Source organism: Pseudomonas sp. GL-RE-29, from assembly GCF_019947275.1.
In the GTDB taxonomy this organism is placed as follows: domain Bacteria; phylum Pseudomonadota; class Gammaproteobacteria; order Pseudomonadales; family Pseudomonadaceae; genus Aquipseudomonas; species Aquipseudomonas fluorescens_A.
Window position 1 is genome coordinate 35043 of the sequence record NZ_JAGYGD010000019.1, and the last position, 11798, is coordinate 46840.

Genomic DNA, 11798 nt, shown 5'->3' on the forward strand with positions numbered 1-11798 from the left:
GAATAAATGCGTCATCGTTTACGACCATTGCCAGCAAGCCGGCTCCTACAAAGGGCGGTGTGTGGATCAAAAGTTGTGTAAACGAGAACCGCTCGCAAGCTCGGACGTCATCTACCAGGGTGATAGAGATCGAGTAGTTGTTCTGAATCTGACGAAGTAGGACAATTGTCGGCTTCACGTCACCATCAGCGACTTTGAATGGCCTTCCTTGCACTCGGTATTAACCACAAGACTGCTTCAGTAGACGTCCGCGAGCGCGTGGCCTTTACCCCTGAGCAGCTGGTGGAGGCCTTGCAGCAGCTCTGCCGACTCACCGACAGCCGCGAAGCTGCGATCCTCTCCACCTGCAATCGCAGTGAGCTCTATATAGAACAGGATCACCTGTCGGCGGATATCGTGTTGCGCTGGCTGGCCGAATATCATCATTTGAGCCTCGAAGAACTGCGCGCGAGCAGTTATGTGCACGAAGATGATGCGGCAGTTCGTCACATGATGCGGGTGGCCTCCGGGCTCGATTCGCTGGTGTTGGGTGAGCCGCAGATCCTCGGCCAGATGAAATCCGCCTACGCCGTGGCGCGTGAGGCCGGCACCATCGGCCCGCTGCTCGGGCGCTTGTTCCAGGCGACGTTCAATGCCGCCAAGCAAGTGCGCACTGATACTGCCATCGGGGAAAACCCGGTGTCCGTGGCGTTTGCCGCGGTCAGCCTGGCGAAACAGATTTTCAGCGATTTGCAACGCAGCCAGGCCCTGTTGATCGGCGCCGGCGAGACCATCACCCTGGTCGCCCGCCATCTGCATGACCTTGGTGTGAAGCGCATCGTCGTGGCCAATCGCACGCTGGAACGGGCGAGCACCCTGGCCGAACAGTTCGGCGCCCACGCGGTGCTGCTATCGGACATTCCGGCGGAACTGGTGCGCAGTGACATCGTCATCAGCTCCACCGCCAGCCAGTTGCCGATTCTCGGCAAAGGTGCGGTAGAAAGCGCTTTGAAGTTGCGCAAGCACAAGCCGATTTTTATGGTGGATATCGCTGTTCCACGGGATATCGAGCCCGAAGTCGGCGAGTTGGACGACGTTTACCTGTACAGCGTCGACGATCTCCACGAAGTGGTCGCCGAAAACCTGAAGAGCCGTCAGGGTGCCGCGCAAGCGGCCGAAGAGATGGTCTCGGTCGGTGCTGAAGATTTCATGGTGCGTCTGCGCGAATTGGCGGCGGTGGATGTGCTCAAGGCCTATCGTCAACAAAGTGAACGCCTGCGCGACGAAGAATTGCAAAAGGCCCAACGCCTGCTGGCCAACGGTGCCAGTGCCGAAGACGTGCTGGTGCAACTGGCGCGTGGACTGACCAACAAACTGTTGCACGCACCGAGCGTGCAGTTGAAAAAGCTCTCTGCCGAAGGTCGCCTCGATGCGCTGGCGATGGCTCAGGAACTCTTTGCCCTCGGTGAGGGCTCATCGGAAAGCTTTTCGGATAAGAAACCGCAATGAAAGCGTCACTGCTCAATAAGCTGGACATCCTCCAGGACCGTTTCGAGGAATTGACCGCCTTGCTTGGCGATGGCGAGGTCATTTCCGATCAGAACAAATTCCGTGCTTATTCCAAGGAATACGCGGAAGTCGAGCCGATTGTCGAAACCTATAAACAGCTGCTGAAAGTGCAGGGCGATCTTGAAGGTGCCCAGGCACTGCTCAAGGACAGCGACCCGGACATGCGTGAAATGGCCGTGGAAGAAGTCCGCGAAGCCAAGGAACGCCTGGTCGAACTGGAAGCCAATCTGCAACGCATGCTGCTGCCCAAGGACCCGAACGACGGGCGCAACGTGTTCCTCGAAATCCGTGCCGGCACCGGTGGTGACGAAGCGGCGATTTTTTCCGGTGACCTGTTCCGCATGTATTCGCGTTATGCCGAGCGCCGTGGCTGGCGGGTGGAGATCCTCTCGGAAAACGAGGGCGAACACGGCGGCTATAAAGAAGTCATCGCGCGGGTTGAAGGCGACAACGTCTACGGCAAGCTGAAATTCGAATCCGGTGCTCACCGCGTTCAGCGAGTGCCGGCCACCGAATCCCAAGGTCGCATCCATACCTCGGCCTGCACTGTGGCGGTGTTGCCCGAGCCGGACGAGCAGGAAGCGATCGAGATCAACCCGGCGGATTTGCGGGTCGATACCTATCGCTCCTCCGGCGCCGGCGGTCAGCACGTCAACAAAACCGACTCGGCGATCCGCATTACGCACTTGCCGTCCGGCATCGTGGTTGAGTGCCAGGAAGAACGTTCGCAGCACAAAAATCGTGCGCGGGCGATGTCCTGGCTGTCGGCCAAGCTCAACGACCAGCAAACCAGCGCCGCTGCGAACGCCATCGCCAGCGAGCGTAAGTTGCTGGTGGGTTCGGGTGATCGCTCCGAACGCATTCGCACGTACAACTTTGCCCAGGGCCGGGTCACCGATCACCGGGTCAACCTGACGCTGTATTCCCTCGACGAAATCCTCGCCGGTGGCGTCGATGCGGTGATCGAGCCGTTGTTGGCCGAGTACCAGGCCGATCAACTGGCGGCGATAGGTGAGTAAATGACGATCATTGCCAGTTTGTTGCGCGCCGCCGATTTGCCTGATTCGCCCACGGCGCGTCTGGACGCCGAGTTGTTGCTGGCGGCGGCGTTGGGCAAGTCCCGCAGTTTTCTGCACACCTGGCCGGAACGCATCGTTCCGAGCGAAGCGGCGCTGACTTTCGCCGAGTATTTGCAGCGCCGTCGCGGCGGTGAGCCGGTGGCCTACATTCTGGGTCAGCAAGGTTTCTGGAAGCTTGATCTGGAAGTCGCACCGCACACTTTGATCCCGCGTCCGGACACCGAGCTTTTGGTGGAGGCGGCGCTTGAGTTGTTGCCCGCCACGCCGGCCAACGTTCTCGACCTTGGCACCGGCAGCGGCGCGATCGCCCTGGCCCTGGCCAGCGAGCGTCCGGCGTGGAAAGTCACCGCCGTGGATCGCGTGCTGGAAGCCGTGGCTTTGGCCGAACGCAACCGCCAACGCTTACACCTGAACAACGCCACGGTGCTGAGCAGTCATTGGTTCAGTGCCCTGCAGGGCCAGCGTTTTCAACTGATCATCAGCAATCCGCCGTACATTGCAGCAGCCGATCCGCATCTGGTGGAAGGCGATGTGCGCTTCGAGCCCGCCAGTGCGTTGGTGGCCGGTGTCGACGGACTCGACGATCTACGCTTGATCGTCGCCCAGGCGCCGGATCATCTTGAGGCCGGTGGCTGGCTGATGCTCGAACACGGTTACGATCAGGCCGAGGCAGTGCGCGATCTGCTGCTTACCAGTGGTTTTGAAGAAGTCCACAGTCGCACCGATCTGGGCGGTCATCAACGCATCAGTCTGGGACGCCTGCCATGCTGAATGATCAGGAATTGCTGCGCTACAGCCGGCAGATTCTGTTGCAGCACATCGATATCGACGGTCAGTTGCGGTTGAAGGAAAGCCGCGTGCTGATCGTCGGCCTCGGCGGTCTCGGTGCGCCGGTGGCGCTTTACCTGGCGGCAGCGGGTGTGGGTGAAATGCATCTGGCGGACTTCGACACCGTCGACCTGACCAACCTGCAACGCCAGATCATTCACGACACCGACAGCGTCGGCATGAGCAAGGTGGATTCGGCGATCAAGCGCCTGACGGCCATCAACCCCGAAATTCAACTGATCGCCCATCGCACTGCGCTGGATGAAGACTCCTTGGCCGCTGCGGTGGCCGGGGTGGATCTGGTGCTCGACTGCTCCGACAACTTTTCCACCCGCGAAGCGGTCAACGCCGCTTGCGTGGCTGCCGTTAAACCGCTGGTAAGTGGCGCGGCGATTCGTCTGGAAGGGCAGTTGTCGGTGTTCGACCCGCGTCGCCCGGAGAGTCCGTGCTACCACTGTTTATACGGGCACGGCAGCGAGGCCGAACTGACTTGCAGCGAAGCGGGTGTAGTGGGGCCGCTGGTGGGATTGGTCGGCAGCCTGCAAGCGCTCGAAGCACTGAAGTTGCTGGCGGGTTTCGGCGAGCCGCTGGTGGGCCGCCTGTTGTTGATTGATGCCTTGGGCACGCGCTTCCGTGAACTTCGAGTCAAGCGCGATCCGGGTTGCAGCGTTTGTGGGCCCAAGCATGCGTGAAGCGCCGATTGGCGTGTTCGACTCCGGTGTCGGTGGGCTGTCGGTGCTGGCCGAGATCCAGCGTTTGCTGCCCAACGAATCCCTGTTGTACGTCGCTGATTGCGGGAACATCCCCTACGGCGAGAAAACCCCGGAATTTATCCGCCAGCGTTGCAGTGTGATGGCCGACTTTTTTCAACGGCAGGGCGCCAAGGCGCTGGTGTTGGCTTGCAACACCGCAACCGTGGCCGGTGTAGCGGACTTGCGACGCGACTATCCCGAATGGCCCATCGTCGGCATGGAGCCGGCCGTCAAGCCCGCAGCCGCCGCGACCCGTAGCGGGGTGGTCGGCGTGCTGGCCACGACCGGCACGTTGCAGAGTGCCAAGTTCGCCGCATTGCTCGACCGCTTCGCTACCGACGTGCGGGTGATCACTCAACCTTGCCCCGGGTTGGTGGAGCATATTGAAAACGGCGATCTGCACAGCCCTGCGTTACGTCAGTTGCTGGCCGGTTACGTCGCACCGCTGCTCGGCGAGGGTGCGGACACCATTATTCTCGGCTGCACCCATTACCCTTTCCTCAGGCCGCTGCTCAAGCAGATGATCCCTGATGACATCAGCCTGATCGACACCGGCGCGGCGGTCGCACGCCAACTTCAGCGTCTTTTGGCCGAGCGCAACTTGTTCGCGGAAGGGCCGGCGCGAGCGGCGCAATTCTGGACCAGTGCCGATCCGGATCACTTCAGAAATATATTGCCGATATTGTGGAATACCGCTGGCGATGTGCGAAGCTTTGAAGGATAGAAAGTCTTGGGGCAAGCGAGTAATTGGAGTGAACTTCTGATAAGTCGTCGACTTCTATAGCGGTGTGTGTCGAGCAATAAAAAAACCAAACGAAATCGTTCGGAAAGGGAAGTTTCTAATGAAGCGACTATTCTGTTTGGCCGCGATTGCGGCTGCGTTGATGGGGCATAGTTACACCGCACAAGCGGCAGGCGTGGAGTTCGCGGTCGGCCAGACCGGTGAGTCGACCATGACTTACCGATTGGGTATGCAATTCGATTGGGACCAGAGTTGGTGGCAGAGCGACGTCGGTCGCCTGACCGGTTACTGGAGCGGCGCCTACACCTATTGGGATGGCGACGAGAAATCCAGCAACCACAGCCTGTCGTTCTCGCCAGTGCTTGTTTACGAGTTTGCCGGTGAGAGCGTTAAACCCTATGTGGAACTCGGGGTCGGCGTGGCAGTGTTCGCCACTACCGAAGTGGAAAACAACGACCTGGGCAGCGCGTTTCAGTTCGAGGACCGCCTAGGTGTCGGCCTGCGCTTTGCTGGCGGGCATGAAGTCGGCATTCGCGCCACCCACTATTCTAACGCCGGGATCGCCAGTCCCAACCAAGGCGTAGAAAGTTACGCGTTGCATTACACGATGCCGTTGTAAGGATTACTGCTTCAACGATTTGCCATATACCTGTAGGAGCGAGCTTGCTCGCGATAGCGATTCCGGATTCAACATTGAGTTGACTGACAGGTCGCCATCGCGAGCAAGCTTGCTCCTAGAGGGTATGTATTTCTGTTTCAGCGATACGCCGTCGAAATCCCTTGGCGTTCTTCGATGCATTCCGGCGCACCCATCTCGAATTCCCGACAGATCAATGGGCGTTTTTCGTAGATGGTGCACATCATCGTGTTGCGATCCAGCGCGGCGCACCAGCCGTCATCCAGGCGCAACATGACTTCCCCGCCCCAATCGTCGGTATCGATAAACCGTTCGGGCACGCCTGTGTCGGTGATCAACATGACTTCAAGCTGACAGCAGCAGGCTGCACAGGTCGAGCACGTGACCGCCGGTGTGGCGATTTGCGTATGGGGGATGGTTTTCATGGCGCGCAGTGTAAGGCAGTCGGTTGTTGCTGTGTGAAAGGTCTGACGGACGCTTGATTGCTACTCAGTGGGTTAGCAAGGGCATCGACCCGATTGTCGTGCCTATATGGTTTTATGGTTGATCCGTGATTGGCGGATTTTTGCGCACCTCGGGCGTGCCGGTTGCCTGCTTAGCCTGATCGGGCGTTTGCGAAAGTGGCCACAGGGTCGCGGTGGACAGCGCCGGAAACGCGATTTCCAGCGGTCGATCCTTGAGTCTTGCGTAGATCAGCCTTGCAGCCTCATCCGCCGCCCAGTTAAGGGTCATGGGCGCATCATTTTCCGTCGTCAGTGGTTTATCGACAAAACCGGGGCTGACCACCGTGACTTCGATGCCTTCCGGTGCCAGATCAATACGCCGGGACTCGAACAGATAACGCATCCCGGCCTTCGCGGCGCCCGGGGATTCTGCACGAGGGAGCGGCAGATAAGTGACCGAGCTGGCCATGCCGACCAGATGCGGTGCAACGCCATGTCGCAGCAACGGCAGGGAGGCTTCTATGCAGTAGCTGCTGGCAAGCAAGTTGGTACGCACCACGTGCTCGACAATAGAAGAGGCATCGAATTGCTTGGCATCCACATAGTCGCTGGTGCCGGCATTGATGATGACCGTGTCCAGCGAACCCCAGCACTCGGCAATCTGCTCACCTATTTCACGCACGGTCTGGCTGTTGGTCAAGTCGCCTGCCACGACCAGCACTTGTCCAGGAAAGCGTTGGGCCAATGTTTTCAGCGGCGCCACCGATCGTGAGCTCACGGCAACATGAGCGCCGGTCTTCAGTATTTCTTCGGCCAGCGCAGCGCCAATGCCGTTATTTGCACCGGTCAGCCAATAACGTCGTGGCGGTGTTAGGCTCATTCCATTCTCCTTTTTAGCCAGGCAATCGTCCGGCCCAACTCCTGTAGATGTTGATAAATTGCCCCGATATTGAAGTGATCCGGGCTGAACTCAAGCCGTAGGCTATTCAAAGTCACCTCCGGCATTTTGCCGTGACGGCAGATTCTTGAAGGCAGCCAGTGCGCGTTCGCGAGACGCACTTAGATTAACGATGGGTGAAGGATAATCGGTAACGCCGAACAACCCGCCCATGTTCGCCGGGTTATGCACTTCTTTTTTATTCAACTCGTTGAGTTCTGGCAACCAGTGTTTGATGAACACGCCTTCGGCGTCGAATTTTTCCGACTGACTCAACGGATTGAAAATCCTGAAGTACGGTGCCGAGTCGGTGCCGGTGGATGAACTCCATTGCCAGCCACCGTTGTTCGCCGCGAGGTCGCCATCGATCAGGTGCCGCATGAAAAAGCGTTCGCCTTCACGCCAGTCGATCAACAGGTTCTTGGTCAGGAACATCGCCACCACCATGCGCAAACGGTTGTGCATCCAGCCGGTTTCCAGCAATTGGCGCATGGCCGCATCGATGATCGGCAGGCCGGTGCGTGCCTGCTGCCAGGCTGCGAGTTCTTCAGGAGCGTCGCGCCAGGCGAGGGCTTCTGTCTCCGGGCGGAAAGCACGGTGCCGGGAAACCCGTGGGTAACCCACCAAAATGTGTTTATAAAACTCGCGCCATAACAATTCATTGATCCAGGTCACGGTTCCGACATTTCCGCTGTCGAATTCGCCCTGATTGCCTTGCAGAGCGGCATGCAGGCATTGTCGGGGGGAAATCACCCCGGCGGCGAGGTAAGGCGAAAGTTGGCTGGTTCCGGGTTTCGCCGGGAAGTCTCGTTCGCTTTGGTAATAGTCGATTTGCGCGTCGGTAAAGATGTCGAGGCGGCGCCGGGCTTCGACCTCGCCGGCCGGCCACAGCGCGCGCAGGCTTTCGGTCGGTGTATCGAAACCCTGAATGTGTAGCGGGATGGCGTCGCTGGTGATGTTCAAGGGTGCTTGAACCGTTGGCGTGCTGACCAGGCGCGGCAACGACCGGTGCAGGCGTTCGTAGCAGACCTTGCGGAACTGGCTGAAAACCTGGAAATAAGTGCCGGTTTTGGTCAGCACACTGCCAGGCTTGAAAAACAGTTGATCAAGGTAGCTCTGAACCTCAATGCCCTGGGCGTGCAGAACCTCGGTTACTGCCGCGTCACGGCGGGCTTCATGGACGCCATATTCTTCGTTGAAATGCACAGCGCCAATCTTCAAATGCCGGCACAGATCGAGCAGCACCTTCGGCGCATCATCCCAGCGCGGGGCCGTGCGAATCAGCAGGGGAATGTTCAGTTCAGCCAGCGCCTGGCTCAACTCTTTCAAGTTGCGTAACCAGAAATCCACTTTGCACGGCGCATCGTCGTGTTCCAGCCATTGCTCCGGGCTCACCAGATACACCGCGACGCTCGGCCCGCGCGCTGTAGCGTGCGAGAGGGCGGTGTTGTCATTCAGGCGCAAGTCGCTGCGCAGCCAGATCAGTTGCATGGTGGTTTCCACGTTAAATTAACTCTCGCTGAATCAGGACCTGGTGGGCCGACAAGGGATCTTCAGCGAGATACAAATCAGCAATTACGAATGTTTTGACGGACAACTCGGTGTGGTGGATGCGCACCGTTGGGCCGGCGATCATTTTTGGGCAACTGACGCCATTCAAAAGTTTCGTCAGCTGCGTAAGGTTGATGGCTTTGCTGGAATACAGCAGTACGCCGCGGGCTTGCAGATGATCGACCGCCATCGCCAGTTCGCCAGCGGGCAGTGGCCAGTCGAACACCTGCACTGGGCAATCGGCGCTGCTGATCAGCCACGCGGTCAGCCACAGATTGGGTTCCAGTGGCAGGTCCGATTGATTGATCAGCAATAGTGGCGCGGTGTGTAACTGACGATTGTTATGGTAGATGCGCGCGCCAAATTTGCTGCGTAGCCAGGAGTAAAAAAACACTCGCTCCATCTGCGCGCCGAACTGGCCCTGCCAGCGTTGCTCCAGATCCGTCAGCATCGGCATCAGCAATTGTTCGCACAAGGTCCGCGGCGGATACAGCGCCATGGCCTGGTTGACGGTGTCATCCAGGGTGCGTTCATTCAGTTGGGTGACCGCTTGCAGCAACGTCCGGCGCAGCAATTGCCAGTCGTTTTCCCCGGATTGGTCAAAGGCTTGCGGGGTGTCGAGCAGTTGCTTGACCTGGCTGACAGCGACGCCACGGTTGAGCCAGGTAAGGATGGTCATGATGCGTTGCACATGTTCGACCGAGAACAGTCGATGCCCCTTGGGCGTGCGTTGCGGCACGATCAAGCCATAACGCCGCTCCCAGGCGCGCAAGGTGACGGCGTTGACGCCCGTCTGCCGCGCCACTTCACGGATCGGCAACCAGCCTTCGTCGAGCGCTTTCTTGAAGTCGCTGCCGAGGTCTTCACTGGCGCTGGCGTCGAGTGTGGCTTTCATCAGATGGCGTTACGCAGGCTGAGATTTTCCGGATGCGGTTGCAGGTAAACCTGTTGCGCAATGTACGGGTCCGGGTGCTGGCGAAAGTGATGCTTGAGCAGCGTCAGCGGCACCACTAGCGGCACGATGCCGTGGCGGTACTGGCCGATCACGTGCTGCATTTCCTGCTTGTCTTCGGCGCTGATCGCCTGTTTCAGGTAGCCGCTGATGTGTTGCAAGACGTTGGTATGGGTGCGGCGGGTGGCGCACTTTTTCAGGGCGGCCATCAATTCGCTGAAGTAGCGTGGGCCGAGTTCTTTCGGGTCGCTGCTGCCCATGTTGCCCAATAAATTACCCAGGGTTTTGTATTGCAGCGGGTTGTGGGCCATCAGCAAGTATTTGTAGCGCGAGTGAAAGTCAGTGAGGCCGCGGCGACTCAGGCCTTCTTGCAACAATTGCTGCCAGGCACTGTAGGCCAATACGCGGGTGAGGAAGTTCTCCCGCAGCACCGGGTCGTTGAGTCGGCCGTCTTCTTCCACTGGCAAATCAGGCTGCAAGGCGCAGAACGCCTGGGCATAAATGCCTCGGCCACCACCGTCCACCGGTGCGCCGTTGGCGTGATAGACCTTGACTCGTTCCAACCCGCAGGACGGGGATTTCTGCATGAAGATGTAACCGCAGATATCGCCCAGTTCCGCCGCCATTGTCCGAGCGTAATCGGCCAGTGGACGGGTGACATTTAGCTCGCGGTCCACCGTCCCGACAGCTTCGGGTTGATGCGGATCACCCACCAGTCGAATCGGCTCGCGCGGAATGCCCAAGCCGATGGCGACCTCCGGACAGACCGGAACGAAATCGAAGTAGTCGGTGAGAATCTGGCTGCACAGTCGCGATGCCTTGTGCCCGCCGTTGTAACGAACCTCGGCGCCCATCAGGCAGGCGCTGATGGCGATTTTCGGTTTGGCGGGTGGTAGAGACATTGAGGAACCTCGGAATCTAAACCTGTACAGATTGATAAGTCTGTACAACATAGGTTCATCATAGATTCAAAGGTGTACGTGTCAAATTATTTGTATAGGTTTCGGCGTACCTTTAGGAGCTGCCGCAGGCTGCGATCTTTTGAGGTTACTTTAAAAACGAGATCAAAAGATCTCAGCCTGCGGCAGCTCCTACACCCAGCCGAACTTCCAGTGCTCGTGATTGGAGAGGTCTTGCCATGCCAATCGCTCACTGCGTTTGGTCAGCACCGCCTGCAATTCGATGTCCACGACTGTTCCTTCCTCATCGCGGAACAACTCGGTCACCAAAAAGTGTTTTTCGCGGTTTTGCGGGTGGGCTGCTGTCCATTTCGACAGCAGCAATTTGCTCGGGTTGATGCGGTTCACTGCAGGTGCTCATGCAGGCGGCGGGCGGCTTCCTGACCGCTCAGCCAAGCCCCTTCGACACGCCCGGACAGGCACCAGTCGCCGCAGGCATACAGTCCCAGATCGGCATCGGCCAGGGTGCCCCATTCGTGGCTGGTGGCGGGGCGGGCGTAGAGCCAGCGGTGGGCGAGACTGAAGGATGGGGCTGGCATGGCGCTGTGCAGCAGTTCGGCGAATGCGCCGTGCAGTTGCTCGATCACCGCTTCTTTCGGCAGGTCGATGTGTTGACGGCTCCAGGCGCTGGTGGCGTGCAGCACCCAAGTGTCGAGGGTGTTGTCGCGCCCGGGTTTGCTGCGGTTGCGAGCCAGCCAGTCGAGGGGGCTGTCTTGCACGAAGCAACCTTCCATGGGGGTATCCAGCGGCGTTTCGAACGCCAGTGCGACGGCCCAGGTCGGGTCCATTTTCACCCCGGCGGCGGCACCGGCGAGTTTCGGCGCAGAGGCCAGCAAGGCAGTCGCTTGTGGGGCGGGCGTCGCGATCACGACATGACTGAACGGCCCGTGGGTGAAGCCTTCGGCGTCCTGTAAATGCCAATGTTCTTCGCCGCGATAGACCTCGGTGATCCGGCAGGCGAAATGTACTTCGAGGTCGCCGATCAACGCGCGGGTGATCGCGCTCATGCGGGGCGTGCCGACCCAGCGCGTCTGTTCGTCCGGCGACAGATTGAGCTGGCCGCCATGGAAGGTGTAAAGCTGCGGCGTCCATTCGGCGACCCAGCCATTGGCTTGCCAGCGCTGCACTTCGGTCACAAAGCGTCGATCGCGAGCGGTGAAATATTGCGCACCCATGTCCAGGGCACCCGCATCGCTGCGCTTGCTCGACATGCGTCCGCCACTGCCGCGGCTTTTATCGAAAAGTTGCACGACATGCCCTGCATCTGTCAGGGCTTGCGCGGCTGAGAGCCCGGCTATGCCGGTGCCGATGATTGCGATAGGTACAGTCATAAGGGCCTCGTTTACCTTTCTGTACAGACTACGCCGGGG

At 59.2% G+C, this 11798-nt stretch carries 13 protein-coding genes; 6 read left to right on the forward strand and 7 right to left on the reverse strand.

The genetic code is table 11. From position 1 onward, the window contains the following. Positions 1–198: 198 nt before the first annotated feature. The 6 genes from hemA to KGB21_RS16840 all read left to right on the forward strand — a co-directional run bounded on the left by hemA (position 199) and on the right by KGB21_RS16840 (position 5568). Complete coding sequence (gene hemA / locus KGB21_RS16815; protein ID WP_034149588.1) at positions 199–1488, forward strand: glutamyl-tRNA reductase; 1290 nt, start codon at positions 199–201, stop codon at positions 1486–1488. Beyond that, positions 1485–2567 carry a peptide chain release factor 1 gene (gene prfA / locus KGB21_RS16820; protein WP_034149587.1) on the forward strand — a complete coding sequence of 361 codons (1083 nt, stop codon included), beginning with the start codon at positions 1485–1487 and terminating at the stop codon, positions 2565–2567. The genes hemA and prfA overlap by 4 nt, the downstream gene beginning before the upstream one ends. Next, positions 2568–3398 carry a peptide chain release factor N(5)-glutamine methyltransferase gene (prmC, locus tag KGB21_RS16825; RefSeq protein WP_223505887.1) on the forward strand — a complete coding sequence of 277 codons (831 nt, stop codon included), beginning with the start codon at positions 2568–2570 and terminating at the stop codon, positions 3396–3398. It abuts the gene before it with no gap. Continuing rightward, a complete protein-coding gene (locus KGB21_RS16830; RefSeq protein ID WP_223505889.1) occupies positions 3392–4147 on the forward strand; it encodes a molybdopterin-synthase adenylyltransferase MoeB in 756 nt (251 codons plus the stop codon). Before prmC ends, KGB21_RS16830 begins: the two co-directional genes overlap by 7 nt. Beyond that, a complete protein-coding gene (gene murI, locus KGB21_RS16835; RefSeq protein WP_223505891.1) occupies positions 4140–4931 on the forward strand; it encodes a glutamate racemase in 792 nt (263 codons plus the stop codon). The genes KGB21_RS16830 and murI overlap by 8 nt, the downstream gene beginning before the upstream one ends. A 118-nt stretch (positions 4932–5049) precedes the next feature. Continuing rightward, complete coding sequence (locus KGB21_RS16840) at positions 5050–5568, forward strand: acyloxyacyl hydrolase (protein ID WP_223505893.1); 519 nt, start codon at positions 5050–5052, stop codon at positions 5566–5568. A 137-nt stretch (positions 5569–5705) separates the two neighbouring features. On the opposite strand, the gene KGB21_RS16845 is transcribed toward KGB21_RS16840, so the two are convergent. The 7 genes from KGB21_RS16845 to KGB21_RS16875 form a co-directional block, all read right to left on the reverse strand. Next, positions 5706–6011: a YkgJ family cysteine cluster protein gene (locus KGB21_RS16845; RefSeq protein WP_034149582.1), complete on the reverse strand. Its 306-nt coding sequence runs from the start codon at positions 6009–6011 to the stop codon at positions 5706–5708. Positions 6012–6123: 112 nt separating this feature from the next. Beyond that, positions 6124–6909, reverse strand: a complete 786-nt coding sequence (locus KGB21_RS16850) for an SDR family NAD(P)-dependent oxidoreductase (protein ID WP_223505895.1) — start codon at positions 6907–6909, stop codon at positions 6124–6126. A gap of 102 nt (positions 6910–7011) precedes the next feature. After that, entirely contained in the window at positions 7012–8457 is a 1446-nt protein-coding gene (gene phrB / locus KGB21_RS16855; RefSeq protein ID WP_034149580.1) for a deoxyribodipyrimidine photo-lyase, read from the reverse strand. A 13-nt stretch (positions 8458–8470) separates the two neighbouring features. After that, a complete protein-coding gene (locus KGB21_RS16860) occupies positions 8471–9412 on the reverse strand; it encodes a MerR family transcriptional regulator (RefSeq protein WP_034149579.1) in 942 nt (313 codons plus the stop codon). Continuing rightward, positions 9412–10371 (reverse strand): YbgA family protein, encoded by a 960-nt coding sequence (locus KGB21_RS16865; protein WP_034149578.1) that lies wholly within the window; start codon positions 10369–10371, stop codon positions 9412–9414. The genes KGB21_RS16860 and KGB21_RS16865 overlap by 1 nt, the downstream gene beginning before the upstream one ends. A 189-nt stretch (positions 10372–10560) precedes the next feature. Then, on the reverse strand, positions 10561–10776 hold the full coding sequence (locus KGB21_RS16870) for a TIGR02450 family Trp-rich protein (protein ID WP_034149577.1): 216 nt from the start codon (positions 10774–10776) through the stop codon (positions 10561–10563). Beyond that, entirely contained in the window at positions 10773–11759 is a 987-nt protein-coding gene (locus tag KGB21_RS16875) for an NAD(P)/FAD-dependent oxidoreductase (protein WP_034149576.1), read from the reverse strand. The genes KGB21_RS16870 and KGB21_RS16875 overlap by 4 nt, the downstream gene beginning before the upstream one ends. Positions 11760–11798 lie beyond the last annotated feature (39 nt).